Here is a 25922-nt window from a genome sequence, read left to right as displayed (position 1 = left end):
GCCGCGGGGCCGCGCCGGTATCAAGGGCGCATCAACCGAAGGCGCGCGGCAGCCACAGGGCGATGTCCGGCCAGAAGGCCAGCAGCGCCAGCATCACGAACATGGCGGCCACGAACGGCAAGCTGCCGACAATGACCGCGCTCATGGCGCCGCTCTTGCGCAGGCTTTGCACCACGAACAGGTTCAACCCGACGGGCGGCGTGATGAGCGCGGCCTCAACCAGGATGATGATCACGATGCCGAGCCAGATCGGGTCGTAACCCAGCGCGATCATGATGGGCGCCACGATGGGGATGGTCGTGATCATCATGGACAGCGTTTCCATGAAGCAGCCCAGCACCAGGTAGAAGATCACCACGATCAGCAGCATCCAGCCGGGCGACAGGCCCAGTCCGGTGATGGACTTGGTCAGCGCGTCGGTCAAACCGGTGGCGGACATGATGAAGTTCAGGAAGCTGGCGGCGATGACGATCAGCATGATCATCGCGGTGGACCGCATCGTGCCTTCCAGCACCTCGCGCAGCATCGACCACGTCAGGCGGCGGAACCACGCCGCCAGGATGAAGGCGCCCAGCACGCCCAGCGCGGCCGCCTCGGTTGGCGTCGCCAGGCCGGCGTAGATCGATCCGACCACCAGGAAGAAGATGCCGAGCGGCGGGGCCAGGTGCACCAGGCTGGCGATGCGTTCGCCCCAAGTCGCGCGGATTTTCTTGCCGCCCCACGAGGGCTTGGCCACGCAGGCGATCACGACCGTCAGCATGAAGAGCGCCGCCATGGCGAAGCCCGGAATGATGCCGGCCAGGTACAGCTTGGGCACCGACGAATTGGTCAGCACGCCATAGATCACCAGGTTGATCGACGGCGGGATCAGGATGCCCAGGGTGCCGCCCGCGGCAAGGCTGCCCAGGAACAGCGGCTCGTTGTAGCCATACTTTCGGATCTGCGGAATGGCGACGGTGCCCACGGTGGCGGCCGTTGCCACGCTGGAGCCGGAGGTCGCCGAGAACAGCGTCGAGGCGCCAATGTTGGCGTGCATCAAGCCGCCCGGCAGCCACGACAGCCACAGGCTCATCGCGCTGTACATGCGTTCGGCAAAGCCCGCGCGCAGCAGCACCTCGCCCAGCATGATGAAAAGCGGAATCGCGACCAGCAGGAACTCGTTGTTCGAACTCCACGAAATCTCGCCGATGGCCCGCGTCAGCGGCAGCATCGAAAACATCGGGTCCAGGATCAGGCCCAGCACCCCCAGGGCTGCGCCCACGGGGATCGACAGGCCGATCAGGACCAGCAGCAGTGTCAAGGCGGTGGCAATCATGCGGCTTCTCCCTTCACCATGCGCTCGCCAGCGGCGGCTTCTTCGTCAGCCTCTTCCTGCGCCGAACGCACGCCGCAGATCTGCTTGACCAGTTCGATGTCGCCCGTGACCAGCGCGGCCGACGCGCGCGCCAGCATCAGCGCGACCGTGATGCACATCCACCCCAGGCCCAGCAACCACAGGCCTTGCGGAATCCAAAGCGGCGTGGCGAGCGGCGTGTTGGCTGCCGACTTCTGGGTCCACGAGGTCACCACCACGTCGTAGGCGTAATACGTGAGGAACACCATGAAGACGGCCAGCGCCACCATGGAGATCCAGTCCAGCACCGCCGACAGGCGTACCGGCAAAAATTGGTAAAGCACGTCGACGCGCACGTTCGCGCGTTGCAGCGTGGCAAAGGCCAGCGCCCACGATGTGCTGATGGCAAAGGCGTAGCTGGACAACTCGTCCGCGCCCCCGGTCGTGAAGCCCAGGAATTTGCGGGCCAGCACGTCGAAGGAGATCAGCAGCACGCTAGCCACCGTCAGGGCGCCGCCGGCCCAGACGGCCGCGCGGGAAAAGGTCTCGGCGCGCCGCAACAGGCCGCCGAGCAGGCGGAAGTGTTCGGTTTGTGTCATGAAAGGAACCTCTGGTGGCTCGACCCGGTGTCGCGGGCGGCCACCGCCGACCCGAATGCCGGGTCACGGTTGCCGCGCGCCGCACAGGCCGGAATTGGCGCCGGCCCCAAAGGCCGGCGCCTTCTGGCGCTTACTTGCTGGCGGTCAGGTTCAGCGTCTTGCCGACGGTGGCGTTCCAGTCCTTGACGCACTGCGCCGAGCAGCGGGCGGCCCACTTGGGCAGGACGGCCTCTTGCGCCACCTTCTTGAGCAGCGCCTTGTCGGCCTCGGACGGCTGCACCAGGACCATCTTGCCCTTGACCGGGAACGGGCATGCAGCCGCGCCGGTGTTGCAGTCATAGCCTTCCTGCGTCTGGCGGGCGGCGGCATCCCAGATGTTGTCGACCAGCGTCGTGATCTGGGCTTGCAGGAACGTGCGCACCTTCGGATCCAGCTTGTCCCAGGCCTTCTGGTTGACGGCGTGGATCTGCTGATTCCAGTTGATCGGCAGCGCGACCAGGTGGGTGGACACTTCGTACCACTTGGCCGAATAACCCGACAGCGAACCCGTGATGGCGCAATCGACAACCTTGTTCTGCAGCGCGGGAACGACTTCGCCGAAAGCCATCGTCACGCTCGAGCCGCCCAGCGCCTCGACGAACTCGGCCGTGGTGCGGCTGCTGGTGCGAACCTTCTTGCCCTTGATGTCCGCCAGGCCCTTGATCTCGGCATTGCAGAACAGCACTTGCGCCGGATAGGTGGAGATGCCCAGCAGCTTGACGTTGTTGCCTTCGCCGTAAAGCTTGGCGTAAACGGGTTCGAAAGCCTGGGTGACGGCGCGAGCGGTCTTGACGTCGGGCGCCAGGCCAGCCAGGTCGATGGCCTCGTTGATCGGATTGTCGCTGGCAAAGTAAGACAGCGTGGCGGTGCCGAATTCGATCACGCCCTGCGACATCAGGCGCAGCAGCTCGGGCCCCTTCAAGCCCATTTCATTGAAGCCCTTGATCTCCGCCGTGACCTGCCCCTTGGACTGCTCGGGAATGGTCTTGGTCCAGAACGGCTTTTCGTAGTCGTTGTAGGCGGTGAGGTTCGACAGGCCACCCACGATCTTCAGATGGGTCTTGGGCAGGTCCTGGGCCTGGACGGCGCCGGCCAGCAAGCTGGCGGCGACGGCGGCAAAAACAAGAGACTTCTTCATGGAAAAACTCCTGGCTGGCGGGATCGTCTGTCGCGCGCGGGATCCCGTTGTCCTGGTCGCGCGCCGGTAGGAATCGGTGGTCAAGGATGGGTATATCCAGGCCCTACGTCGTTATGAGCGCCATTGCATCGCCAGGGGCGGCAAGCGTCCAATCGTATGTTCCGATGTGGGGGTATAAATTTTTCTTGGGTCTCGCGGCGCCAAGCAACGCCATTCGCCGCAAACGACGTATTGGCGCGGCCTTGCGGCCATCGACGGGGTGCGAAACAGGGCCTGGCGGGCACGCCCCAGAGCAGCCCGCAACGCCGCTGGCTCGGGAAAACACCTACGGCTGTTTTGCCCGCTCAGGCCTGCGCGGCGACCTTTTGCGCCATCTGCGCAATGACGCGCACGGCATGACTGTCGGGGCCCTGCACCCATGTGGCGGTAAAGCTCAGCTCAGGCAGCGGGTCGGCCTGCACCTGCAGAATCCGCAATTCGCCGCGGGCCAGCTCCTTGCCCAGGAACACGGGCGCGATGACGCTGGTGCCGATCGCGTCCTGCGTCATGCGGACCACCATGGACATTGAAGCGCTGCCGTACATGCGCGGCGAGGTCACGCCGGCCCGGGTCAGCATGTCGCGCACCACGCGGTAAGGCGAACTGTTGGAGGGATACGTGATGATCGGCAGCTTGCCGATCGTGGCCAGCGTCAAGGGCTCCGGCCCCAGATCCAGCAGCGGGCTGGCCACCCACGCCAGCGGGTACGTGCAGAGCGGCAGGTTCTCCACGCGCGCCTCCAGCACCGGCCCCATCAAGAAGGCCAGATCGATCTGGCGCGACATCAGGTGCGAACGCAGCACGTGCGTCGTGTCCACTTCGATCTCCAGCACCAGTGCCGGATAGGTCGCATGGATCAGTTCGATGAGCGCGGGCAGCCAGGTCTGCACAATGGTTTCGGCGACACCGATGCGCACGGTGCCGGACATGACGTTCTGCTCGCGCGCAGCCTCGAACATGTCGCGCCGCACCTGCAGCATGCGTTCGGCATGCGACAGGAGTTCGTGCCCCTTGGCGGTCAGCTTGACCCCGCGCGCGTCGCGCTCGAACAGCTTGACGCCCAGATCCGCCTCGAGCGAAGCAATGCGCTGCGAGACGGCGGGCTGCGTGGTGTTGAGCTTGTCCGATGCGGCCCGAAAGCTGCCCAGTGTGGCGACCCAAAAAAAAGTTTCGACGTTGCGTAGTTCTATCATTGGCCTTTTCCCCCGGCGGGATGAGCGTATCATGTCAGCCGCTCATCGCCCCAAAGGCGCCATGCCCTGTGTACGCTGAAAGGAGTACCCGCCATGTCCCCGGCCGATAACGGTCGCCCGCGCTCCGGCGCGTCCACCGCACGCGGCCCGATGATCGGCGTGCTGCTGCTCGTGCTGTCGATGTGGACCCTGTCGTGCCTGGACGCGAGCGGAAAATGGGTCATGAACGCGGGCGTGCCCTTGCTGGTGCTGTCGTGGGTCCGCTATGCCATCCACCTGGTGCTCGTCCTGGCGTTGGTGCTTCCCGCGCGCGGTATGCGGGTGTTGCGCAGCACCAAGCCGCGAGAACAGCTCATCCGCGGCGGCTCGATGTTCCTGGCCACGCTGATGTTTTTCACGACGCTCAGCTACATCCCCCAGGCCGAAGCCACCTCGATCAATTTCCTGGCGCCCCTGCTCGTGCTGTCGCTGGCGCCCTGGATCCTGAAGGAACCGGCGCGCATGTCGCGCTTCGTCGCCGCAGGCATCGCCTTCGTCGGCGTCCTGATCGTCATCCGCCCCGGCGGCGGCCTGCACCCGGTGGGCACGATCTTCGGCCTGCTGACCGCCTGTTGCTTTACCGCGCAATTCATCGCCACGCGCCGCGTGGCCGGCGACGATCCGTTCACCTCGCTGATCTGGAGCGGCGCCGTCGGCACGATCTGCCTGACGCTCGCCCTGCCCTTCATCCTTCCGCCCGCACTGCCCGTGCTCCAGGCCTTGTCGGCGTTCGACTGGATGGTGCTGATCTCGACCGGCATTACAGGCTGCGTGGGCCACCTGTTCCAGATTGCCGCTTACCGCCGCGCCCCGGCCTCCACGCTGGCGCCATTCATCTACCTGCAGATCATCAGCGCCACGTCGGTCGGCTGGCTGGTGTGGGGGCATTTTCCCGACCCGCTCACCTGGCTGGGCATTGCGATCATCTGCGCCAGCGGCGTGGGCATCGGCATGATCGAATGGCGGCGCAGCCGCGCGCTGGGCGCCGCGCTGGCCCAGGCGGCCGCCGGCACGACGGCCCGGCGCTGAGCGGCGGCGCTGTCCCCGTCACCGGCCGGCCGCCTCCCGTACAATGCGCTTCGCCTGATGCCCGATCCGGCATCTGCCCCTGGCGTATCCCCAACAAGAGGCTCCCATGATCATCAAGCCCCGCGTGCGCGGTTTCATCTGCGTCACCACCCATCCTGCCGGCTGCGAAGCCAACGTGAAGCAACAGATCGACTACGTGAAGGCGCAAGGACCGGTGCCCGGGGGACCGAAGCGCGTGCTGGTCCTGGGCGCGTCGACGGGATACGGCCTGGCCGCGCGCATCAGCGCGGCCTTCGCCTGTGGCGCGCAGACGCTGGGCGTATTCTTTGAGCGACCGGGCGACGCCGGCAAGGCGGGCACGCCGGGCTGGTACAACAGCGCCGCGTTCCACAAGTTCGCCCAAGCCGAGGGGCTGTACGCCAAGAGCATCAACGGTGACGCGTTTTCCGATGAGATCAAGCAGCGCACCATCGACGCCATCAAGGCGGACATGGGCCAGGTCGACCAGGTCATCTACAGCCTGGCCGCGCCGCGCCGCACGCACCCGAAGACGGGGCAGGTCCACACCTCCACCCTCAAGCCCATCGGCAAGTCCGTGACCTTGCGCGGCCTGGACACCGACAAGGAACTCATCAAGGACGGCGTGCTGGAGCCGGCCTCGCAAGACGAGATTGACGCCACCGTCGCCGTGATGGGCGGGGAAGACTGGCAGATGTGGATCGATGCGCTGCTGCAAGCCGGTGTGCTGGCCGAAGGCGCCACCACCACCGCCTTCACCTATCTGGGCGAAAAGATCACGCACGACGTCTATTGGAACGGGTCCATCGGCGCGGCCAAGAAAGACCTGGACCAGCGCGTGCTGGACATCCGCGCCAAGCTGGCCGCGCGCGGCGGCGATGCCCGCGTGTCGGTGCTCAAGGCCGTGGTGACGCAGGCCAGTTCGGCGATCCCGATGATGCCGCTGTACCTGTCGCTGCTCTTTAAGGTCATGAAGGAAGACGGCACGCACGAAGGCTGCATCGAACAGGTGTACGGACTGTATCGCGACAGCCTGTGCGGCCCTTCCCCCATCCTGGACGACGAGGGCCGGTTACGCGCCGACTACAAGGAACTGGATCCCAAGGTGCAGGCGCGGGTGCAGGCGCTATGGGATCAGGTCGACACGGCCAGCCTGTATACGCTGACCGATTTTGCCGGCTACAAGCGCGACTTCCTGCGTCTGTTCGGCTTTGAAATCGACGGCGTCGATTACGACGCAGACGTCGATCCGGTGGTGCCGATCCGCGAACTGGCCTAGCGCCTCAATCAGCCGGCACCATGCGGCCGGCCGCCAGCACCAGTTGCCGCCCGCAGCGCGCCGCCAGTTGCGGGTCATGCGTGACCAGCACGAGCGTCGTGCCTTGTTCGCGGTGCAGGTCGAACATCAGGTCGATGACCGTCACGCCAGTGGCGGCATCCAGGCTGCCGGTGGGTTCGTCGGCAAACAGCAGGTCTGGCTGCACCACGAAGGCCCGGGCCAGCGACACCCGTTGCTGCTCGCCGCCCGAGAGCGTGCGCGGATAGTGGTGCAGGCGCGCGCCCAGCCCGACGCGCTCCAGCATGGCCTGCGCGGCCTCCCGCGCCGATTGGCCCGCCAGTTCAAGCGGCAGCATCACGTTTTCCAGCGCGGTCAGATTGGGCAGCAGCTGGAACGACTGGAACACGAAGCCCACATGATTGGCCCGCAGGCGCGCGCGGCCGTCCTCGTCCAAGGCAAACAGATCCTGCCCCGCAAGGTGTACGCTGCCCGAAGTGGGAACATCCAGGCCGGCCAGCAGTCCCAGCAGAGTCGACTTGCCCGAACCGGAACTGCCGGTGATGGCCACGGCACTGCCCGCGGCGACCGTAAAATCGATTCCTTCCAGGATAGAAAGCGACCCGCCGGCATCGGCCACCCGCTTGCCCAGCCCTCTCACCACGATTGAGTTATTGCTATCCATGCGCCTATTTTCCCGTCTGCTTCTCGTGACTGCCTTTGCGACCGCCGCGGCGGCGCCCGCCCACGCTCAGACCGCCGCCGCGGCCCAGGGTTCCTCGCCGCGCACCGTACTGGTGGTGGGCGACAGCCTGTCGGCCGAGTATGGCATCAAGCGCGGCACCGGCTGGGTGCCCCTGCTGTCTGAAAGGGTTTCCGAACAATACCCGAAGTTCAAGGTCGTCAATGCCAGCATCAGCGGCGACACGACCAGCGGCGGCGTGGCCCGCCTGCCCGCGCTGCTGCGCCAGCACGCCCCCGCCGTCGTCGTGCTGGAGCTGGGCGCCAATGACGCGCTGCGCGGCCTGCCCCTGAACATGACCGAACAGAACCTGCGAACGATGGCGCAGGCGGCCCGCAAGGCCGATGCCGACGTGCTGATCGTCGGGATGCAGATCCCGCCGAACTATGGCCGGGATTACGCGCAACGCTTTGCCGCGGTGTTCAGCAAGGTCGCCAAAGACGAAAACGCCCGGCTCGTGCCCTTCCTGATGGAAGGTATCGCAACGAACCGGGCGATGTTCCAGGCTGACGGCATCCATCCGAACGAGGATGCCCAGCCTCAATTGCTCGACAACGTGTGGCCGACGCTGCGGCCCCTGTTGAACTGAGCGTTGCCTGCGGCGATCAGCCCGCGGCCTGGGCCTGATCGCCACGAATGACGTCGGCGGCGGCCGGCAGCACATTCACCTTGTACTGCTCGCGCAGCATGCGGATCATGGCTTCGTTTTCGGCCTGGCCCCAGGCGCCCGACAACTGCTGCGCCAGGCGCTCCTTGTCGGCGGCTTCGGTCTGACCCGCTTCCACCTTTTCCAGGCGCACCAGCGTGTAGTCCACGCCGGACTGCACGCCCGTGAAGGCCGGCAGCGCGGCCGACGGCAGGCGCATCACGGCGTCCAGCACCGGGCGCGACAGATCCTGCGGATTCTGGCGCGACACCGTGACGGCGGGACCAAAGCCTTCCGGCGCCGCGGCAGGATTTGCCTTGTTGGCGGCCAGCGCAGCCTCGCCTGCCTTCTTGGCGGCTTCGGCCGAGCGCTCGTCCAGCAGCTTGGCGCGGATGACGTCGCTGACCTTGTCCAGCGGCGGCACGTGTGCCGGCTCGACAGCGGCGACGCGCACGGCCAGCATCGTGTCGGGGGCAAGTTCGATCACGCCGGAGTTCTGCTTTTCACGCAGCACGTCGGGCGAGAACAACACCTGGCGCACGCGCGGGTTGTCCAGCAGCGCGGCGTCCGGGCTGTCGGCAGCGGAACCCGGACCGGCCTTCGCGGCGGGCAACAGGCCTTCGCGGGTCACGCCGGAGGCGGTGCGCAGCTTAAGGCCCACGGCGTCGGCAGCCGGTTGCAGGCTGTCGCGCTGGTCGTAGACCTGCTTGTTCAGCTGGCTGGCCATCTCCGAGAAGCGTTGCGCGGCGATCTGCTTGCGGACTTCGGCGGTGATCTGGTCCTTGACCTCGGCCAGCGGCTTGATGGCGGCCGGGCTGATTTCCGTGACCTTCAGGATGTGCAGGCCAAACGGGCTTTCGACCACACCGGACACCTGATTGGCGGCAAGGCCGAAGATGGCCTTGTCCAGCGGGCCCGCCTGCGAACCCGGCGCGATCCAGCCCAGGTCGCCGCCCTTGGCGGCCGAGCCCGAATCCTGCGAATTCTTGGCGGCCAGTTCAGCGAACTTGCTGGGGTCGGCAGCGGCTTGCTTGGCAATGTCCTCGGCCTTGGCACGTGCCGCCTTGCGGGCATCTTCGGAGCCGCCGGACGGCAGTTCGATGAAGATGTGGCTGGCGCGGCGGCGCTCGGGCTGGCCAAAGCGGTTCTTGTTCTGTTCGTAGTAAGCAGCCAGGTCTTCGTCCTTGACCTGCACGCCTTGCGTGGCGGCCGCTTCGTCCAGCACCAGGTATTGGACCTGCACCTGTTCCGGCACCTGCAGCTGCTGCTTGTTGGCGTCGTACCAGGCCTGGATGTCGGCCGGGGTGACGGTGACCTGCGAACGGAAGTCGGCTGCCGAGAAATTGCGCAACTGCACCGTGCGCGTCTGCGTCAGCGCCGATTCCAGCGCGGCCACCACTTCGGCCGGCGCGCGGGCCGATTGGCCCACGGGCTCGAGCACCCGGGCGATGGCCAGGTCACGGCGCAGGCCGGCTTCGAACGAGGTCGGCGACATGCCCTGCGCGGCCAGCACCTGGCGATAGCGCTCGGGCGAGAAACGGCCGTTGTCCTGGACTTCCGGGATGGCGGCGATCGTGTTGCGCAGCGTCTCGTCGGACACCGAGAAACGGTTGTCGGCGGCCACATTGGCAAGCAGGCGCTGGTTGATGAGCTGGTTCAGCAGGCCTTCACGCAACGCGGGCGTGTCGATCACGGCCGGGTCGAACTGCGTGCCCAGGCGCTGGCGGAACTGGTCGAGCTGGTTGCGGTGTGCCTGGTCGAACTCGGCGCGGGAAATCGGCTGGCCAGCCACCGTCGCGAGCTCGGGCTCCCGGTTCATGAAGCTGTCATAGCCTTGAATCCCGACCAGGAAGAAGGAAGGCACGATCAAGATCAGCAGGATGAACTGCATCCAGCGCCGATGGCTGCGAATAAATTCGAACATGGAATCCCTGTTGCCGCGCTCCGGGATGGATGCCCGGGGCCGCACGAAAACGCATAAAAAAAGGCGAAGTGGATTCGCCCCTATTCCCATACCGGTTATTACCGGGATCAGCGGGCAGATTTTACCATTTCTCATTCATTACGGAGGCCCGCGGTTCTCCCGCCCCGCGACGGCCGTGGCGGCGGCTGTTCCGTCCCCGCCCGTCTCGCCCCCGTCAACCCGGGAAACCCCCATTACCCGCCCCGCCCGGCGCTCGTATCGTGGGCTGGGGCTGTCCCGCCAGTCGGGCCCCAATTGCCAGGCCGGCGCAAGGCCGGTCTCCCACCCGCGCGCTAAAAGGTCACTCACGATGCCGTTCATGCCTTCCCGCCTGCCTTTTCTGAAATCCTGCGTCGCCCTGGCGTTCCTGGGCTGCGCCCATGCCGCGCAGGCCGCTCCGGTCGCCGAGGTGCTGGACGCGGCCAAGGGCCAGCAGCAGGCGGTCCTCGACACGATGCGCGATCTGGTGAACATCGAGTCGGGCAGCAAGGACGTCGAGGGCGTCGAACGCATCGCCGAACTGATCCGTGACCGGCTCCAGGCGCTGGGCGGCACCGTGGAGATCATCGCGCCGACGGATGTCTTCCGGCTGGACGACACGCCTGACAAGGTCGGTCCGATGGTCCACGCCCAGTTCAAGGGCAGCGGCAGCAAGAAGATCATGCTGATCGCCCATATGGATACCGTGTACCGCAACGGCATGCTGAAGGATCAGCCCTTCCGGATCGATGGCGACAAGGCCTACGGCCTGGGCATCGCCGACGACAAGCACGGCGTGGCGGCCATCCTCCACACCATCGCCCTGCTCAAGACATTGAAGTTTTCCGACTACGGCACCCTGACCGTGCTGATCAACGGGGACGAGGAGATCAGCTCGCCGGGGGCTCGCAGCACCATCACCCGTCTGGGCGCCGATCAGGACGCCGTCTTTTCGTTCGAGGGCGGCGGCATGGAGCCGCGCCTGACGCTCGCCACCAGCGGCATCGGGGCGGCGTACCTGACGGTGCAAGGCAAGACCTCGCATGCGGGCGCGCGGCCAGAGGGCGGCGTCAATGCGCTCTATGAGCTGTCCCATCAGCTGCTGCAGCTGGACGACCTGTCCAAGCCCGACGAGGGGCTGAAACTGAACTGGACGGTCGCCCAGGCTGGCACCAACCGCAACGTCATTCCCGGCCTGGCTACCGCGCAGGGCGACGCCCGCGCCCTGCGCGTGTCGGATTTCGACGCGCTGGCGCGCACGCTGGAGGAACGGGTGCAGAAAAAGCTGCTGCCCGAGTCCAAGGTCAGCGTCAAATTCGAGGTCCGCCGGCCGCCGCTGGAAGCGACGGCCGCGTCGCGCGCGCTTGCCCAGCACGGCGTGAAGATCTACCAGGAACTGGACCTGCCGCTCAAGGTGGTGGACCGGGCCAGCGGTGGCGGCACGGACGCCGCCTTTGCGGCGCTCAAGGCGCGCGGCCCCGTCATCGAGGGGATGGGGCTGAGCGGCTTCGGCGCGCATTCGAATGACGCCGAGTATGTCCTGATCGGCAGCATCGTGCCGCGCCTGTATCTGGCCACGCGCATGATCATGGACGTCTCCGAGGACAAGGCGCCGCTGAAGTAGGTGCGGGCCAAGACAAGGTATCCTTGCAACCTGTCCCAAAAGAACCCCGAAGCAGCACCGAAATGACCGCAACCCTTCCCTCCTGGCCCTACTCCCGTTACATCGCGCACCGCGGCGGCGGCCGCCTGGCCCCGGAGAACACGCTGGCCGCCATGCGCGTCGGCGCCGAAAACGGCTTCACCATGTTCGAATACGACGTGAAGCTCAGCCGCGACAACGTGCCGGTGCTGATGCACGACGACGACGTCGACCGCACCTCCAACGGCACCGGCCCCGCGGCCGCCAAGACGTTCGCCGAGCTGGCCCAGCTGGACTTCGGCAGCTGGCATTCGCCCGCCTACGCGGGCGAACCGCTGCCCACCTTTGCCGCCGTCGCGCGCTACACGCTGGCCAACGGCATTGCCAGCAACGTCGAGATCAAGCCCTGCCCGGGCCGCGAGGCCGAGACCGGCCGCGCCGTCGCCCTGGCGGCCCGCCAATGGTGGCAAGGCGCCGATACGGCGCCGCTGCTGTCCTCGTTTGCCGAGGAAGCCTTGCAAGCCGCCCTTGAGGCCGCGCCCGAACTGCCGCGCGCGCTGCTGGTGGAAAAGGTGCCGGCCGACTGGCGTGAACGGCTTGCCAAGTACCAGTGCGTCGCCCTGAACATCAACCAGAAGGACGCCACCCGCGAACTGATCGACGCCGTGCACGCCGCCGGCTACCGCATCGCGGCCTGGACCGTCAATGACCCCGAGCGCGCGCGCCTGCTGCTCGACTGGGGCATCGACGGCATTTTCACCGACGAGCTGGCCGCCATCCGGCCCGCCGCCTGAGGCAGACAGCCCCGTGTTCAGCTACCGCCACGCCTTTCACGCCGGCAACCACGCCGACGTGCTCAAGCACGCAATCCTGGTCCACACCCTGGACTACTTCAACAAGAAAGACGCTCCGTATCGGGTCGTCGACACCCACGCCGGCGCCGGCCTTTACAGTCTGGACAGCGACTGGGCCGCCAAGACGTCCGAGTTTGCGGACGGCATCGGCCGCCTGTGGGAAGCCAAGGACCTGCCGCCGCTGCTGGCCGATTACGTTGCGCGCATCCGCGACTACAACACCAACGGCCGGCTGCGCCGTTACCCGGGCTCGCCCTGGCTGGCGCTGGACGCGCTCCGTCCGTCCGACCGCCTGCGCCTGTTCGAGATGCACCCCACCGAAATCGACACGCTGGTCGGCAACCTGGAACACCAGGGCCGCGCCGCGCAGCGCCAGACCACCATCTATGGCGACGATGGCTTCGAAGGCGTCAAGGCGCTGCTGCCGCCGCCCACGCGGCGCGGCCTGGTGCTGATCGATCCCTCGTATGAAGACAAGCACGATTACCGCCGCACGCTCGTCACGGTCAAAGAGTGCATCAAGCGCTTTGCCACCGGCACGTATGCCATCTGGTATCCGCTGGTGCAACGGCGAGAAGCCAGCGAAATGGCGCGCCACTTCGAGAACCTGAAGGTCAAGAGCTGGCTGCACGCCACGCTGACGGTCAAGAAGGCAACCATCGACGGCTATGGACTGCACGGCAGCGGCATGTTCCTCATCAATCCGCCCTGGACGCTGCACGATGCGCTGAAACAGGCCATGCCGTACCTGGCCCGCGAACTGGCGCAGGACGAGCGGGCTGGCTTCACGTTGCAATACCGCGAGAACCCGTTCCCCGTTCCGAAGAAGCAATCGGACGACTGACGGGCCGCCCGCTTGCGGCGGTGCGATCGCGCAGACGGCAAAAGGGCCGCGCCTTCATGGCGCGGCCCTTTTTACTTGCGGGCTTGCGGCGGCTCAGACCGTTTCGACGTCGGCATCGCGCAAGGCTTCCTGCGCCAGCGCCAGCTTCGAGGCCGCATCGCGCAGCGCGGTGCGAAGGCCTTCCTCGATCACGGGATGGTAGAACGGCATTTCCAGCATGCGCGCCACCGTGAGCTCTTGCTGCACGGCCCACGCCAGCAGGTGACCGATGTGTTCCGCGCTGGGGCCGATCATTTCGGCGCCCAGGAAGCGGCCCGTTTCGATGTCGGCATACACGTGCAGCATGCCGCGGTTCTTGAGCATTACGCGCGAACGGCCCTGGTCGCTGAAATCGACCGCGCCGATGACGAACGTGCCCGGCACCAGCTTCGCATGGCCCGCGCCAACCAGCGCGATCTGCGGATCCGAGAACACCACGCCCAGCGGCGCACGCCGCAGGCCCTGGCGCACATCGGGAAAGCGCGCCGCGTTTTCGCCGGCGATGCGGCCCTCGTCGGCGGCCTCATGCAGCAACGGCGCGTCGGCGTTGGCGTCGCCCGCGATGAAGATCGGCGAGCTGCCAGCCTGCATCGTCAACCGGTCGAACTGCGGCACATCCTGCGCATTCAGCGCCAGCGACGTGTTCTCAAGTCCCAGGCCATCGACGTTGGGGCGGCGGCCCGTGGCGACCAGCGCGTAGTCGAAGCGCTCGGTGCGCTCACTGTTGTCCAGCGCGACATAACGCACTTCGACTTCGTCGCCGACGCGGGTCGTTTCCAGGACGCGGGCGTCCGTGTCCAGGTAGAACTCGCGCTGGAAGATCTTGCGCGCGGTCTGGCGCACCTGCGGATCGCTGATGCCGCCCAGGCTGCCGCTCATGCCGAAGACACGAACTTCCACCCCAAGACGGGCGAGCGCCTGCCCCAGTTCCAGCCCGATCACGCCGGGCCCGAAAACCGCGACGCGGTTCGGCAGATCGTCCCACGCAAACACGTCATCGTTGACCACGAGCCGGTCGCCCAGTGCGCGAAACGGCGGCGGCACCGACGGGCGCGAGCCGGTGGCGATCACCACGCGCGAGGCCTGGATTTCGGTATGGTCGTCCACATGCAGCACCGTGTCGGACACGAACTTCGCGTAGCCGCGTACCTTGTCCTCGGCGGGAATGTTCTCGACGCCATCGACCACGAAGCCCACGAAACGGTCACGTTCGCGCTTGACGCGGTCCATGACCTCGGCGCCGTGAACCGTGATCTCTCCGCCGACATGCACACCGAAACCTTCCGTGTGCGCCGCCGCATGCGCGGCCTCGGCGGCGGCGATCAAGAGCTTGGACGGCATGCAGCCCACGCGGGCGCAGGTCGTGCCGTATGGGCCGCCTTCGATGAGCAGCGCGCGCTTGCCCGCTGCCTTGGCCGCGCGATAGGCAGCCAGGCCTGCGGTGCCGGCGCCGATGACGGCAATGTCGGTGTGCAGCGTGTTCATGATTGGGAACCCCCTGTGATGCAAGTTTTTCAGTGTCGAGCAAAGCGCGGCGACGTGCGCCGCGCTTTGCGCCGGGAGGGGGGGACGCCCCCTGCCCGGCCCCATCGCCAGGTGATCAGGCGAAGTGCGCCTTCAGGTCTTCCAGGCCGCCGATGAGGGCGCCGTTGATGAACACCTGGGGCGCCGTGCCCTTGCCCGACACCGCGCCGATCACACGCCCGCGGACCTTGTTTTCGAGGGGGATCTCGATCGGGGCGTAGCCCTTGCTGTCCAGCAGCGCCTTGGCTTCCACGCAGAACGGGCAGCCCGGCTTGGAGAACACGACCACCTGGTCCGGCTTCTTGGCCGACGGCGCGACGTGAGCCAGCATGGTGTCGGCGTCCGAGACTTCAAACGGGTCGCCTTCCTTTTCCGGCTCGATGAACATCTTTTCGACGACACCGTCCTTGACCAGCATGGAATAGCGCCAGCTGCGCTTGCCAAAGCCCAGGTCGCTCTTGTCGACCAGCATGCCCATGCCTTCGGTGAAGGCGCCGTTGCCGTCGGGCAGCAGCGTGATGTTGGCCGATTCCTGATCCTTGGCCCATTCGTTCATGACGAAGGTGTCGTTGACCGACACGCAGACGATGCTGTCCACGCCCGAGGCAAAGAACGCGGGGGCCAGTTCGTTGTACCGCGGCAGGTGGGTGGACGAGCAGGTCGGCGTGAACGCGCCGGGAAGCGAGAAGACCACGACCGTCTTGTTCTTGAACAGGTCGTCGGTCGTGACCTTCTTCCACGTGTTGTCCTCACGAACGGGGAACGTCACATTGGGAACACGTTGGCCTTCGCGGTTTTGCAGCATTCGAATTTCTCCTTGGTGGCTAAATAAATTGGCGGTTTCGATCCGCCATGAGAAGAATCATAAATCTGAGCTATCAAACAATCCAATTTAATTAATTCAATTGATTGATAGTTATAGACAATGATTGAATCTCTAAAGAAATACGAAAGCTATCACAACGCCACGATGGGCCGCATCAGAGTCGGGCGGGCTCGTACCCGGCGTCGCGAATGGCCGCCTCGACCTTGTCGGCCTGGTCGGTTCCCGTGATCGTTACGCGATGCGCAGGCAGATCGACGGCGACAACGGCGCCGGGGACGGCTTGGTTGACGGCGCTGGTGATCGTCTTGACGCAATGGCCGCAGGTCATGTCAGGCACTTGGAAAGCGATGGTCATGGTTTTTCTCCGGAAGGTTCAAAGGTGGCGCACGGCCACCATGACGGGCAGGTTAAACGTTCCCATTATGGCAAGGTCAAGCGTAGAATGGCGCTTGACCTTCCCATGATGGGAAGGATGAAACTGAGTGCTCCCATTCAGACAGAGACAGCCATGCGCGCAGCAAACCTACCCCCCATTTCCGAATTGGAACTTGCCATTGAAGGCATGACCTGCGCATCTTGCGTCAAGCGCGTGGAAAAAGCCCTGACGAATGTCCCCGGGGTTGCGCAGGCGCAAGTCAACCTCGCAACCGAGCGCGCGCGGGTCTCATTCGACCCTGCTGCTGCCCAGCCGCAGGCGCTGGTCGCCGCCGTGGAGAAGATGGGATACGAGGCCCATCCCATCGCCGCCCAGGACGACCACGCCGAGCGGCAGTCGCAGGCCCGCGACGCCGAGGCGCACCGGCTGCAGCAGGCGTTCTTCGTGGCGCTCGCGCTGACGCTGCCGGTGTTCGCGCTGGAGATGGGATCGCACCTGATTCCCGCCATGCATCATTGGGTGCTCGGCACGATCGGCCAGCAGAACAGCTGGCTGCTTCAATTCGTGCTGACGACCGCCGTGCTGGTGTGGCCAGGCAGGCAGTTTTTCACCAAGGGGCTGGTCGCCCTGTGGCGCCGCGCGCCTGAAATGAATTCGCTGGTGGCGCTGGGCGCCGGCGCCGCGTGGAGCTATTCGGTCGTCGCCACGTTTGCGCCCGGCCTGCTGCCGCAGGCCTCCCGCAACGTGTACTTCGAGGCGGCCGCCGTCATTGTCACGCTCATCCTTCTGGGCCGCATGCTCGAAGCGCGCGCCAAGGGCAAGACCGGCGCGGCCATCAAGCGGCTGATCGGCCTGCAGCCGCGCACCGCGCGGGTGCTGCGCGACGGCCAGGCGCAGGATATTGCGATCGAACGCGTGCGCACCGGCGACATCGTGATGGTGCGGCCCGGCGAGAAGATTCCGCTGGACGGCGACATCGTCGAAGGCAATTCCTACGTCGACGAGTCCATGTTGACGGGCGAGCCGGTGCCGGTCGAAAAGCACCCCGGGATGCAGGCAACGGGCGGCACGCTGAACACCTCGGGCAGTTTCACCTTGCGCGTCACGCACACGGGTGCGGACACCATGCTGGCCCGGATCATCCGCATGGTCGAAGCAGCCCAGGGCGCGCGCCTGCCGATCCAGGCGATGGTGGACCAGGTGACCGCCTGGTTCGTCCCGGCGGTCATGGCGGCCGCCCTGCTCACCTTCCTGGTCTGGTTCTTCCTGGGACCGGAGCCCGCCCTCTCGCACGCGCTGGTCAATGCGGTCGCCGTGCTGATCATCGCCTGCCCGTGCGCCATGGGTCTGGCGACGCCCACTTCCATCATGGTGGGCACGGGACGCGCGGCCGAGATGGGCGTCCTGTTCCGCCAGGGCGACGCCTTGCAGACGTTGCGCGACGTCGATGTGGTGGCCTTCGACAAGACCGGCACCCTCACGCTGGGCAAGCCCACGCTGACCGAACTGGAACCCGCGCCGGGCCATGACGCCCAGCAGGTCTTGCAATGGGTGGCATCGGTGCAGGCGCGCTCCGAGCATCCGATCGCGCTGGCCATCGTGGCGGCCGCCGCCGAACGCAAGCTGGAACTGCTTCCCGCCGAAGGCTTTGCGGCGATCACTGGCGCGGGCGTGGAGGCGGCCGTGGCGGACCGCAAGGTGCTGGCGGGCGCGGCGCGCCTGATGGCCGAACGCGGCATCGATGTCAGCGCGTTCGGCGCACGTGCCACGGATTGGGGCAACGAAGGCAAGACGCCGATTTACGTCGCCATCGACGGTCAGGCCGCCGCCATGATGGCCGTGACGGATCCGGTCAAGCCATCGGCGGTGTCCGCGATTGCCGCGCTGCACGCGCAAGGCCTGAAGACCGCCATGATTACCGGCGACAACCGCCACACCGCACAGGCGGTTGCGCGCCAGCTTGGCATCGACGAAGTTCGCGCCGAGGTCCTGCCCGACGGCAAGGTGCAGGCGATTGCGGCGCTGCGCGAGGGCGGGCGCAAGGTGGCGTTCGTGGGCGATGGCATCAACGATGCGCCGGCGCTGGCCGCGGCCGATACCGGCATTGCGATCGGCACGGGCACCGATGTGGCGATCGAGGCGGCGTCCGTGGTGCTGATGGCCGATGACCTGCACGGCGTGCCGAACGCCATCGCGCTCAGCCGCGCGACGCTGGCCAACATCCGGCAGAACCTGTTCTGGGCATTTGCCTACAACGCGGCTCTGATCCCGCTGGCCGCGGGCGCCCTGTACCCGGCTTTCGGGCTGTCGCTCTCGCCCATCTTTGCGGCGGGCGCGATGGCGCTATCCAGCGTATTCGTCCTGGGCAATGCGCTGCGTCTGAAGGCCTTCCGCCCCCGCTGGAGGCAAGCATGAACATCGGACAAGCCGCCAAGCAGTCCGGCATTTCGGCCAAGATGATCCGGTACTACGAGAGCATCGGCCTTATCGGGCCCGCGGTGCGCACGGACTCGGGCTATCGCGTCTACACCGACCAGGACCTGCACACGCTGCGCTTCGTGCGCCGCGCGCGCGACCTGGGGTTTTCGGTGGAGCAGATGAACGAGTTGCTGGCGCTCTGGAAGGATCGCAGCCGGGCAAGCGCGGATGTGAAGCGCATTGCGCTGGAGCACGTCGATGAGCTGGAGCGCAAGGCCGAGTCCCTGCGGGAGATGGCGGCCACGCTCAAGCATCTGGCGCAACACTGCCACGGGGACGAGCGGCCCGATTGCCCCATCCTGGAGAACCTGGGCTGCTCGCACTGATGCCAGGCGGCGGGGCGTTGCCCGCCACCGCGCCTTATTCGCCCGGCTGCGCCTCGGCGGCGACGCGCGCCTCGTAGGCCTCGGTGGCGGCCTGTTTTGCCGCCGCCTTCTCGGCCGCCGCGGCTAGCCTGGCTTGCTCGGCGGCCGCCGCTTCGGCGGCCGCGGTGGCCACACGCTCACGGGCGCGCGCTTTCGCTTCCAGCACGCCCTGCGCGTCAAGCGTCTCGAACACGGCGATGGATTCCACATGGCCGGTGTGCGGGAACATGTTGATCACGCCCGCGCTCTTGAGCACGTAGCCGCCTTCGTGAACCAGGATGGCCGCGTCCCGCGCCAGCGTAGCCGGGTTACAGGACACGTAGACAATGCGGCGCGGACGTTCTTCGTACGACAGGTCGGACAGCGCCTGCGACACCGCGTGCGCGCCTTCGCGCGGCGGATCGATCAGCATGCGGTCGAAGTAGCCCAGACTCCGCAGCCAGGTGGCGTCGACTTCGAAGAGATTCAGGGTGGCAAAGCTGGTGCGATCGCCCAGGCCGTGGCGCGATGCCGCGTCGAACGCGCGATCGGTCAGCGCCTTGCTGCCTTCAACGCCGACGGCCTCGCGGCCTTGCGTGGCCAGCGGCAACGTGAAGTTGCCCAGGCCACAGAACAGGTCGGCCACGCGGTCGGTGGGCTGAACTTCCAGCAGCTTGAGCGCCCGCGACACCATCGCCCGGTTGATGGCGTGGTTCACCTGCGTGAAGTCGGTCGGACGGTAAGGCATGCGCAGGCCGAATTCCGGCATGGTGTAGGACAGCGTGTCGTTGTGCTCGCGCTCCAGCGGGTGCACCGTGTCCGGGCCCTTGGCCTGCAACCACCATTGCACGTCGTGCTTGGCCGCAAAGGCCCGCAGGATCGCGATGTCGCCGTCGGTGAGCGGCAGCAGATGCCGCAGCACCAGCGCCGTCACGCCCTCGCCGAGCGCCACTTCGATCTGCGGCATGCGGTCCGGCGCAGACATCGAGGCGATCATTTCGCGCAGCGGGATCAGCAGATCGCTGACGTGGCGGGGCAGCACATGGCATTCGCGCATGTCGGCCACGTAGCTGCTCTTGCGTTCGTGAAAGCCCACGAGCACCCCGCCCTTCTTGGGCACCACGCGCACGGACAGACGCGCGCGGTAGCGGTAACCCCAGGTCGGGCCCTGCAGCGGCGCCAGGATGAGCGCCGGACGAAGCTTGCCGACATGCCAGAAGGTGTCTTCCAGCGCGCGCTGCTTGATGGCCACCTGCGTGGTGGGTTCCAGATGCTGCATGGCACAGCCGCCACAGACGCCGAAATGCGGGCAGCGGGGCACCACGCGTTGCGACGAGGGATGCAGTACCTCGTCCACCCGAGCCGTCTCGTAGGAGGGCTTGCGGCGCAGCGTGACCGCGGTGACCCGTTCGCCCGGCAAGGCGCCTTCCACGAAAATGACCTTCCCGTCGCGGCGGGCGATCCCCCTGGCTTCCAGGTCCAGGGATTCGATATTCAAAACGTCAGACATCTCACGCAGTCCAGAATTGCACGCAACCCGTGATTGTAGAAGGACTTCGCGTATTCCCGGAAATCGGGTTTGACGGGGCCGGAGCGGCCGGGGCCAACCCGCCCTGCCCGGCGTCTCGCCGCACATCGCACGCGCAAAAAAAGGGGCTGTTCCGGAATGCCGCCTGGCCAGGCGGCGTTCCGGAGCAACCCCAAAAGGCCAGCGCTTTTGACGGCGCCGCCACGGATATCAGAATGCGCGCGCCACCGAGAAGACGGCGCCGATGCGGCCGGACGGATGGCCGTACTTGGTGGGCAGCCAGTTGTCCTTGGTGGCGCCGACGGCGGCCAGGCCGAGGATCCAGCCCTTCAGGTCCTTGGTCACGCCCAGCTTGTAGTCGACATAATGGCCGATCGAGTCGCCGTCCATGTTGGTCTGGTTCTTGAGCTTCTGGTAGCCCAGGTGGCCCAGCAGTCCCCAGCCGTCGCCCAGGTCGAACGTGGCCGTGCCGTCCAGGTACCAGGTTCCCTTGCTGTCCGGCGTGCTGAAAAAGTCGCTGGGCGTGTACGAATACTTGAGGCTGTAGTTGCCGTAGGACGCGCCCAGGTACAGGTCGGTGTTGTTGTAGTTGCCGCCCTTGGGCGAGGTGGAGCCGGGATAGTAGTAATGCAGCACGCCCGCATCCAAGGTGAACCCGCCGCCGACGTCGCCCTTCCAGCCGCCGTAGAAATCCATTTCCAGATTGCCGTCGGTGAACACGAAGTTGGAGACGTTGGAGTTCCAGTTGCCCAGGTAGAAGCCCGAGCTGTGGTTCAGGTCAAAGCCCAACTGCACGGCGGGACGGAAGTCGGTCTGCGAATAGCCGCGGAAGCGGTAATCGCTGACTATCGTGGCGTTACCGCTGAGCGAAAAGCCGCCACCCAGGTCGGTGGGTTCGGCTTGCGCCACACCTGCAAAACAAGCGGCAAGCGCGAGGGGCAAGGCTAGCAACGTCTTATTCATGGTGCGAAGGTCCTGATCGGATAGTCGGGAGAGCGGACGGCGCGCGGCGCATCCGGCTGGCCGGCCTGTGCAGGTAAAACCGGCTCAAATCCCTTCAAGCAATGTCCGTGCCAGGTTTCGGCTCCATTGCGCAACCCGCCGCAGCGTCCGTCGGGCGCTGGCAATGCACCATGCTGGTGCCCTGTTATGGGGCGCAGCCAGGGCCAATGCGTCAAAACGGGGAAATCCGGCCCGGCCTGGCCCGCCTGGAAAAAAACACCCCGGCACGCGCGAAGCGTGCCGGGGTTGCGTTCAAGTGGAGCGTTGCCCCACGTTGCGGCCAGTGTGATGGCCTGGGACTTTCCGCCTCAGTTGGCCTGGGGCGCGGCAGGCGGCGGGGGCGGCGGCATGCCGGGACGGCCGTCGGCGCCACGCATGCCGGGGCGGCCGTCCGCGCCGCGCATGCCGGGATGGCCCTTGCCGTCCGCGCGGCCTTCCATCTTGGCGTGGCGTTCGGCCATGCGCGCTTCGCGCTCCTTGACGATCTTGGTCACCTGGGCGCGCTGCGTGTCGTTCAGGCTATCCCAGACGGCCAGCCATTGGTCGCGAACCTGCTTGGCCTGGGGCTCGAACGCGTCGCGGCGCTTTTCCGACTGGTCGATGAGGGCGCGAGGATCGAGCTTGCCGCTGTCCAGCTGCGCCTTGAGCAAGTCGTGGCGCTTGCCGCCGGCGGCGCGCATGGCTTCGTGCAGGCTGCGCTGGCTGTCCTGGGCGGTCTTGAAAAGGGCCTCCTGCTTGGCGTCGAGTTTCAGCTCGGCAACCTGTGCCTTGGACACGGGGCCGAGTCCGGGGATGAGCAGGCCGTCGCGCATGCCCTTGTGGAAACCACCGCCGCGATGGCCTTCGTGCATGGCGGCCGGGCCGCCATCAGCGGGCGGAGGCGGCGCGGCCATGGCGGAGCCAGCCGCGAAACCGCTGGACGCGGCGACGATTGCAAGGACGGCCAGATTGGAGCGGATAGCGAATCGGGACATGTAGGTCTCCTGGAAGTGAAGAAAGCGAGGCCATTGTGCGATCCCGCTGGTTTCATCCAGGTTTCGTTTGCGGCCGTCTTGTTTCAGTCGATTGCTTGCCCCGCAGACGCGAGAACGAGGCCCCTCGAAGGCCCCGTCCGCATGCTGTCCCATCCACACGATGGGTCGGCATCAGTGAGCGGCTGGCGCGGGTCAGCCCGCGTCCCAGGCCGCCATGTATTCCTTCCAGTGCGGGGCGTCGCTGGCGCCAAGCGTGTCGCGCACTAGCGCGATTTCCGCCTCGTAGGCCGTGCGGTCCAGTTCGCCGCGCAGGAAACGGAAGCGGCAGTAGACCAGCCACGTATTGACGACGTCGGTTTCGCAATACGCCCGCACTTCGTCGGCGCGGCCCGTGCTCCAGGCCTCCCACACCTTGCTGCCATCCATGCCCAGCTTGCCGGGAAAGCCGCACAGCTTGGCCAGTTCGTCGAGCGGCGCGTTGGCGCGGCCGTTGTACTTGGCCAGCACGTCCATCAGGTCGACGTGCCGCGTGTGGTAGCGGGAGATGTAGTTGTTGAACTTGAAGTCGCGGTCTTCTTCGCCCATGTCCCAGTAGCGCGGCGCAGGCACGCCCTGGATCAGGCTGCGGTAGTGCAACACGGGCAGGTCGAAGCCCGAGCCGTTCCAGCTGACCAGGCGAGGCGTGTAGCGTTCGATGGTCTTGAAAAAACCCGCCAGCAGCGCCGCCTCGGGATCGTCCGGCTGGCCCAGCGTCTTGACGCGAAACCCCTGGTCGTCGCGGAACACGCAGCCCACCACCGCCACCTTGTGCAGGTGCAAGGGCAGGAAGTCATGACCCACGGCCTCACGCCGGGCCGTCAGCGCGCGCTCGACCACTTCCTGGTCGGGCACGTCGGCGCCCCAGCCGTTGAGCTTGCGCAGCCCGTCGGCATCGGGGATGGTTTCGAGGTCGAATACCAGGGTGGGCGTCATTTGGGCGGCAGGTATTGCATCGGGTCCACCGGCGTACCCTGGCGGCGGATCTCGAAGTGCAGGCGCGGCGAGGTGGTGTCGCTTTGGCCCAGCTCGGCGATCTTGGCGCCGCGCTTGACCGTCTGGCCGGTCTTCACGAGCAGCGAGCGGTTGTGCGCGTACGCCGTGATGAAGCCGTTCTGGTGTTCGACGATGATGAGGTTGCCCAGGCCGCGCACGCCGTTGCCGCTGTACTTGACCAGCCCATCGGCCGCGGCGGTGATCGGGTCGCCCAGCGCGCCGGCGATATCGATGCCCTTGCTGCTGCTGTTAAAGCCCTGCACGATCTGGCCGTTGGCCGGCCAGGCCCAGTTGATGACGCCCGCATCGGCCGCGCGCGGCGCCGGCTTGGTGTCCACGGGCGCCGGAGGCGCGGTGGGGGTGGCGTCGGGCGCGGGCGTGGTGGCCGCGGGGGTTTCGGGCTGGTCCAGCGGACGCGGCTGCGGGCGGGCGCCGGAGATCGGCGCGGTTTGCGCGCCACCGGTGGCGCCGCCGGACATGCGCAGCACCTGCCCCACCGAAATCTGGTTGGGATCGCTGATGTTGTTCCAGCGCTTGATGTTTTCGATGTCGACGTTGTTGGCGCGGGCGATCTTGTAGAGCGTGTCGCCCGGCTTGACCACATAGCTGCCGGACGTCGCCGTCGGCGCGGGTTGCCCGCCGGTCATGTCGACCACGGGGGCACGAGTACCTTTGGATGCGCAGCCGGCCAGGATGGCGAGGCTGAGGACCCCCACTGCAAAGAGCGGGCGGCGCAGGCGCGTCATGGACGCGCCCAAATTCATATCGGTCAGTTGCAACTGCCCGTTGAGCATACGTTTCTCCTGTTGCTCAAGATTGTATTCCGGACCGTAGCGGCACAAAGCGCACGGCCTCTAGTTCGGTTCGTTTCCAGCTTGCCGCGCCCGTGCGTTCGATCAGAACCAGGCGCTGGTTCGAGCCCCCTTCGGGAGCGATGAGACGGCCTCCCGGAGCAAGCTGCGTCAGCAGCGCTTGCGGGATGGCCAGACCTGCGGCAGCCACAACGATAGCATCGAACGGCGCCACGCCGGGCAGCCCCAAGGTGCCGTCGCCATAGATGAGGCGGATCCTTGTGGTGAGCCGCAAGGCGCGTAAATGCTCGCGCGCCAGCTCGTACAAACCGCGGATGCGTTCGATGGTGTGGACGTCGCGCACGAACTGCGCGAGCACTGCGGCCTGATACCCGCAACCGGCTCCGACCTCGAGCACACGGGTTGGCGCGCGGTCTTCGCAAGCAGCCGCGATCATACGCGCGACGACCCACGGCTGGGAAATGGTTTGCGAGTGGCCGATGGGCAAGGCCGCGTCTTCGTAGGCGCGGCTGGCAAGCGCCTCGTCAACGAACAGGTGGCGCGGCACGGCGGCCATGGCGTTCAGGACGCGCTCGTCCGTGATGCCTTGGGTGCGCAGACGCTGGACCATGGCCTGGCGCAACCGTTCGGAGTTCAGACCCAGATTGCTGCCCGCCTGCGGCAGCGGCGCCTGCGCTTGCCGGGGCAGCGTGGCGGCGGAAATTCGCGTGTTGCTGTTGGCCGGCGTGTAGCCCGGACCGAGCCGGCCGGCGTCATGGCGGGCCGGGCTGGCGCGGCTGGCCGCGCCGGGGGTGAGGTCCGGCTGGCTTATCCGTTTGCGCATAGCGGCTCCGCCCAGGTGCGGATCTCGTCAAGCTGGCTGTGCTGCGTCAGGTCCAGGCGCAAGGGCGTGACCGACACGATGCCCTGCTCGACGGCATGGAAGTCCGTGCCGGGCGTGGCGTCCGCGGCCAGGCCGACCGGCCCGATCCAATAGACCGTGTCGCCGTAGGGCGTGGTCGTGCGCACGACGGGCTGCGACGGATGCCGCTTGCCCAGCCGCGTGACCGCAAAGCCGTGCATGTCTTCGAAGCGGCGGTTGGGGATGTTGACGTTGAGCAGCACCGGCGCCGCGAGGGGCTGGGCCAGATGGCGCTCAACCACCAGGCGGGCTGCGCGCGCGGCCGATTCGATGTGCTCCCAGCCTTTTTCCGCCAGCGAGAACGCGATGGCGGGAATGCCGAACAGATAGCCTTCGCTGGCTGCGGCGACGGTGCCCGAATAGAGGGTGTCGTCGCCCATGTTGGCGCCGTTGTTGATGCCCGACACGACGAGGTCGGGACGCGCGTCCATGAGACCCGTCAGCGCGACGTGGACGCAGTCGGACGGCGTGCCGTTGACCGCGATGAAGCCGTTGGAGGCGGTGCGCACCGACAGCGGCCGGTTCAGGGTGAGCGAGTTGGAGGCGCCGCTGTGATTGGTCTCGGGGGCGACGACGGTCAAATCGCCCAGCCCTTCCAGCGCCGCCACCAGCGCCTCTAGGCCGGGGGCCGAATAGCCATCATCGTTCGAAACCAGAATTCGCATTGTGCATCCGAAAGAAAATAAAACGCGGGTGACGCTGCGGATTGTACC

General features: G+C 66.5%; 24 protein-coding genes. 8 read left to right on the top strand and 16 right to left on the bottom strand.

Annotated features, from left to right (window positions below):
* Positions 1-31: 31 nt before the first annotated feature.
* The 4 genes from QEP15_RS11875 to QEP15_RS11860 form a co-directional block, all read right to left on the bottom strand.
* Positions 32-1315, bottom strand: coding sequence for a TRAP transporter large permease (locus tag QEP15_RS11875; RefSeq protein WP_152384353.1), 1284 nt, complete (start codon positions 1313-1315; stop codon positions 32-34).
* Positions 1312-1932, bottom strand: coding sequence for a TRAP transporter small permease subunit (locus QEP15_RS11870; protein ID WP_280148805.1), 621 nt, complete (start codon positions 1930-1932; stop codon positions 1312-1314). Before QEP15_RS11870 ends, QEP15_RS11875 begins: the two co-directional genes overlap by 4 nt.
* Before the next feature lie 130 nt (positions 1933-2062).
* Positions 2063-3109 (bottom strand): TRAP transporter substrate-binding protein, encoded by a 1047-nt coding sequence (locus QEP15_RS11865; RefSeq protein ID WP_062841164.1) that lies wholly within the window; start codon positions 3107-3109, stop codon positions 2063-2065.
* A gap of 344 nt (positions 3110-3453) precedes the next feature.
* Positions 3454-4341: a LysR family transcriptional regulator gene (locus QEP15_RS11860; RefSeq protein ID WP_056317412.1), complete on the bottom strand. Its 888-nt coding sequence runs from the start codon at positions 4339-4341 to the stop codon at positions 3454-3456.
* A 93-nt stretch (positions 4342-4434) separates the two neighbouring features.
* Here QEP15_RS11860 and QEP15_RS11855 point away from each other — a divergent pair, with 93 nt between their 5' ends.
* Both QEP15_RS11855 and fabV read left to right on the top strand, forming a co-directional pair.
* The gene (locus tag QEP15_RS11855; protein ID WP_152384352.1) at positions 4435-5409 is read left to right on the top strand and encodes a DMT family transporter; all 975 of its coding nucleotides are present in this window, start codon (positions 4435-4437) and stop codon (positions 5407-5409) included.
* Positions 5410-5515: 106 nt separating this feature from the next.
* Positions 5516-6706 carry an enoyl-ACP reductase FabV gene (gene fabV, locus QEP15_RS11850; protein ID WP_062841166.1) on the top strand — a complete coding sequence of 397 codons (1191 nt, stop codon included), beginning with the start codon at positions 5516-5518 and terminating at the stop codon, positions 6704-6706.
* Between the two features lie 4 nt (positions 6707-6710).
* Here fabV and QEP15_RS11845 read toward each other — a convergent pair whose 3' ends face one another.
* Complete coding sequence (locus tag QEP15_RS11845) at positions 6711-7388, bottom strand: ABC transporter ATP-binding protein (RefSeq protein ID WP_152384351.1); 678 nt, start codon at positions 7386-7388, stop codon at positions 6711-6713.
* On the opposite strand from QEP15_RS11845, the gene QEP15_RS11840 reads away from it, so the two are divergent.
* The gene (locus QEP15_RS11840) at positions 7387-8034 is read left to right on the top strand and encodes an arylesterase (RefSeq protein ID WP_056317400.1); all 648 of its coding nucleotides are present in this window, start codon (positions 7387-7389) and stop codon (positions 8032-8034) included. The genes QEP15_RS11845 and QEP15_RS11840 overlap by 2 nt on opposite strands.
* Positions 8035-8050: 16 nt before the next feature.
* On the opposite strand, the gene QEP15_RS11835 is transcribed toward QEP15_RS11840, so the two are convergent.
* Positions 8051-10015: a SurA N-terminal domain-containing protein gene (locus tag QEP15_RS11835; RefSeq protein ID WP_056317398.1), complete on the bottom strand. Its 1965-nt coding sequence runs from the start codon at positions 10013-10015 to the stop codon at positions 8051-8053.
* A gap of 349 nt (positions 10016-10364) precedes the next feature.
* On the opposite strand from QEP15_RS11835, the gene QEP15_RS11830 reads away from it, so the two are divergent.
* The 3 genes from QEP15_RS11830 to QEP15_RS11820 all read left to right on the top strand — a co-directional run bounded on the left by QEP15_RS11830 (position 10365) and on the right by QEP15_RS11820 (position 13373).
* Positions 10365-11657: a M20/M25/M40 family metallo-hydrolase gene (locus QEP15_RS11830; protein WP_152384350.1), complete on the top strand. Its 1293-nt coding sequence runs from the start codon at positions 10365-10367 to the stop codon at positions 11655-11657.
* A 62-nt stretch (positions 11658-11719) separates the two neighbouring features.
* Complete coding sequence (gene ugpQ / locus QEP15_RS11825; protein WP_175155415.1) at positions 11720-12469, top strand: glycerophosphodiester phosphodiesterase; 750 nt, start codon at positions 11720-11722, stop codon at positions 12467-12469.
* 13 nt (positions 12470-12482) lie between these two features.
* Positions 12483-13373 (top strand): 23S rRNA (adenine(2030)-N(6))-methyltransferase RlmJ, encoded by an 891-nt coding sequence (locus tag QEP15_RS11820; protein WP_280148804.1) that lies wholly within the window; start codon positions 12483-12485, stop codon positions 13371-13373.
* A gap of 93 nt (positions 13374-13466) precedes the next feature.
* Here the strand turns inward: QEP15_RS11820 and QEP15_RS11815 are convergent, their stop codons facing one another.
* The 3 genes from QEP15_RS11815 to QEP15_RS11805 form a co-directional block, all read right to left on the bottom strand.
* The gene (locus QEP15_RS11815) at positions 13467-14897 is read right to left on the bottom strand and encodes a dihydrolipoyl dehydrogenase (protein WP_253853707.1); all 1431 of its coding nucleotides are present in this window, start codon (positions 14895-14897) and stop codon (positions 13467-13469) included.
* Between the two features lie 115 nt (positions 14898-15012).
* Entirely contained in the window at positions 15013-15741 is a 729-nt protein-coding gene (locus QEP15_RS11810) for a glutathione peroxidase (RefSeq protein WP_056317387.1), read from the bottom strand.
* A 175-nt stretch (positions 15742-15916) separates the two neighbouring features.
* Positions 15917-16117 (bottom strand): heavy-metal-associated domain-containing protein, encoded by a 201-nt coding sequence (locus QEP15_RS11805; RefSeq protein WP_152384346.1) that lies wholly within the window; start codon positions 16115-16117, stop codon positions 15917-15919.
* Positions 16118-16270: 153 nt separating this feature from the next.
* On the opposite strand from QEP15_RS11805, the gene QEP15_RS11800 reads away from it, so the two are divergent.
* Both QEP15_RS11800 and cueR read left to right on the top strand, forming a co-directional pair.
* Positions 16271-18553: a heavy metal translocating P-type ATPase gene (locus QEP15_RS11800; RefSeq protein WP_152384345.1), complete on the top strand. Its 2283-nt coding sequence runs from the start codon at positions 16271-16273 to the stop codon at positions 18551-18553.
* Positions 18550-18942: a Cu(I)-responsive transcriptional regulator gene (cueR, locus tag QEP15_RS11795; RefSeq protein WP_280148803.1), complete on the top strand. Its 393-nt coding sequence runs from the start codon at positions 18550-18552 to the stop codon at positions 18940-18942. The genes QEP15_RS11800 and cueR overlap by 4 nt, the downstream gene beginning before the upstream one ends.
* A gap of 34 nt (positions 18943-18976) precedes the next feature.
* Here the strand turns inward: cueR and rlmD are convergent, their stop codons facing one another.
* The 7 genes from rlmD to surE all read right to left on the bottom strand — a co-directional run bounded on the left by rlmD (position 18977) and on the right by surE (position 25874).
* Positions 18977-20470: a 23S rRNA (uracil(1939)-C(5))-methyltransferase RlmD gene (gene rlmD / locus QEP15_RS11790; protein ID WP_280148802.1), complete on the bottom strand. Its 1494-nt coding sequence runs from the start codon at positions 20468-20470 to the stop codon at positions 18977-18979.
* A 228-nt stretch (positions 20471-20698) separates the two neighbouring features.
* Positions 20699-21451: a TorF family putative porin gene (locus tag QEP15_RS11785; protein ID WP_152384343.1), complete on the bottom strand. Its 753-nt coding sequence runs from the start codon at positions 21449-21451 to the stop codon at positions 20699-20701.
* Between the two features lie 347 nt (positions 21452-21798).
* Positions 21799-22464 carry a hypothetical protein gene (locus tag QEP15_RS11780; protein ID WP_280148801.1) on the bottom strand — a complete coding sequence of 222 codons (666 nt, stop codon included), beginning with the start codon at positions 22462-22464 and terminating at the stop codon, positions 21799-21801.
* A gap of 192 nt (positions 22465-22656) precedes the next feature.
* Positions 22657-23436, bottom strand: coding sequence for a 3'-5' exonuclease (locus QEP15_RS11775; protein WP_056317371.1), 780 nt, complete (start codon positions 23434-23436; stop codon positions 22657-22659).
* Complete coding sequence (locus QEP15_RS11770; protein ID WP_142055435.1) at positions 23433-24290, bottom strand: peptidoglycan DD-metalloendopeptidase family protein; 858 nt, start codon at positions 24288-24290, stop codon at positions 23433-23435. The genes QEP15_RS11775 and QEP15_RS11770 overlap by 4 nt, the downstream gene beginning before the upstream one ends.
* Positions 24291-24306: 16 nt before the next feature.
* Entirely contained in the window at positions 24307-25131 is an 825-nt protein-coding gene (locus tag QEP15_RS11765; RefSeq protein ID WP_175235283.1) for a protein-L-isoaspartate(D-aspartate) O-methyltransferase, read from the bottom strand.
* Positions 25116-25874, bottom strand: a complete 759-nt coding sequence (surE, locus tag QEP15_RS11760) for a 5'/3'-nucleotidase SurE (RefSeq protein ID WP_062841180.1) — start codon at positions 25872-25874, stop codon at positions 25116-25118. Before surE ends, QEP15_RS11765 begins: the two co-directional genes overlap by 16 nt.
* Between the last annotated feature and the right edge of the window lie 48 nt (positions 25875-25922).

It is taken from the genome of Achromobacter mucicolens, from assembly GCF_029866465.1.
GTDB classification, from domain to species: domain Bacteria; phylum Pseudomonadota; class Gammaproteobacteria; order Burkholderiales; family Burkholderiaceae_B; genus Achromobacter; species Achromobacter mucicolens.
This window is presented reverse-complemented; position numbering and strand designations above follow the sequence as displayed.

Excerpts from the sequence above, each read along its gene's own strand:
- QEP15_RS11815 (WP_253853707.1), bottom strand. The coding sequence starts at position 14,897 with ATGAACACGCTGCACACCGACATTGCCGTCATCGGCGCCGGCACCGCA.
- QEP15_RS11785 (WP_152384343.1), bottom strand. The coding sequence starts at position 21,451 with ATGAATAAGACGTTGCTAGCCTTGCCCCTCGCGCTTGCCGCTTGTTTT.
- QEP15_RS11830 (WP_152384350.1), top strand. The coding sequence starts at position 10,365 with ATGCCGTTCATGCCTTCCCGCCTGCCTTTTCTGAAATCCTGCGTCGCC.
- rlmD (WP_280148802.1), bottom strand. The coding sequence starts at position 20,470 with ATGTCTGACGTTTTGAATATCGAATCCCTGGACCTGGAAGCCAGGGGG.
- QEP15_RS11855 (WP_152384352.1), top strand. The coding sequence starts at position 4,435 with ATGTCCCCGGCCGATAACGGTCGCCCGCGCTCCGGCGCGTCCACCGCA.
- fabV (WP_062841166.1), top strand. The coding sequence starts at position 5,516 with ATGATCATCAAGCCCCGCGTGCGCGGTTTCATCTGCGTCACCACCCAT.
- ugpQ (WP_175155415.1), top strand. The coding sequence starts at position 11,720 with ATGACCGCAACCCTTCCCTCCTGGCCCTACTCCCGTTACATCGCGCAC.
- QEP15_RS11810 (WP_056317387.1), bottom strand. The coding sequence starts at position 15,741 with ATGCTGCAAAACCGCGAAGGCCAACGTGTTCCCAATGTGACGTTCCCC.
- QEP15_RS11870 (WP_280148805.1), bottom strand. The coding sequence starts at position 1,932 with ATGACACAAACCGAACACTTCCGCCTGCTCGGCGGCCTGTTGCGGCGC.
- QEP15_RS11835 (WP_056317398.1), bottom strand. The coding sequence starts at position 10,015 with ATGTTCGAATTTATTCGCAGCCATCGGCGCTGGATGCAGTTCATCCTG.
- QEP15_RS11780 (WP_280148801.1), bottom strand. The coding sequence starts at position 22,464 with ATGTCCCGATTCGCTATCCGCTCCAATCTGGCCGTCCTTGCAATCGTC.
- QEP15_RS11865 (WP_062841164.1), bottom strand. The coding sequence starts at position 3,109 with ATGAAGAAGTCTCTTGTTTTTGCCGCCGTCGCCGCCAGCTTGCTGGCC.
- QEP15_RS11845 (WP_152384351.1), bottom strand. The coding sequence starts at position 7,388 with ATGGATAGCAATAACTCAATCGTGGTGAGAGGGCTGGGCAAGCGGGTG.
- QEP15_RS11860 (WP_056317412.1), bottom strand. The coding sequence starts at position 4,341 with ATGATAGAACTACGCAACGTCGAAACTTTTTTTTGGGTCGCCACACTG.
- QEP15_RS11770 (WP_142055435.1), bottom strand. The coding sequence starts at position 24,290 with ATGCTCAACGGGCAGTTGCAACTGACCGATATGAATTTGGGCGCGTCC.
- QEP15_RS11840 (WP_056317400.1), top strand. The coding sequence starts at position 7,387 with ATGCGCCTATTTTCCCGTCTGCTTCTCGTGACTGCCTTTGCGACCGCC.
- QEP15_RS11775 (WP_056317371.1), bottom strand. The coding sequence starts at position 23,436 with ATGACGCCCACCCTGGTATTCGACCTCGAAACCATCCCCGATGCCGAC.
- surE (WP_062841180.1), bottom strand. The coding sequence starts at position 25,874 with ATGCGAATTCTGGTTTCGAACGATGATGGCTATTCGGCCCCCGGCCTA.
- cueR (WP_280148803.1), top strand. The coding sequence starts at position 18,550 with ATGAACATCGGACAAGCCGCCAAGCAGTCCGGCATTTCGGCCAAGATG.
- QEP15_RS11800 (WP_152384345.1), top strand. The coding sequence starts at position 16,271 with ATGCGCGCAGCAAACCTACCCCCCATTTCCGAATTGGAACTTGCCATT.
- QEP15_RS11805 (WP_152384346.1), bottom strand. The coding sequence starts at position 16,117 with ATGACCATCGCTTTCCAAGTGCCTGACATGACCTGCGGCCATTGCGTC.
- QEP15_RS11875 (WP_152384353.1), bottom strand. The coding sequence starts at position 1,315 with ATGATTGCCACCGCCTTGACACTGCTGCTGGTCCTGATCGGCCTGTCG.
- QEP15_RS11765 (WP_175235283.1), bottom strand. The coding sequence starts at position 25,131 with ATGCGCAAACGGATAAGCCAGCCGGACCTCACCCCCGGCGCGGCCAGC.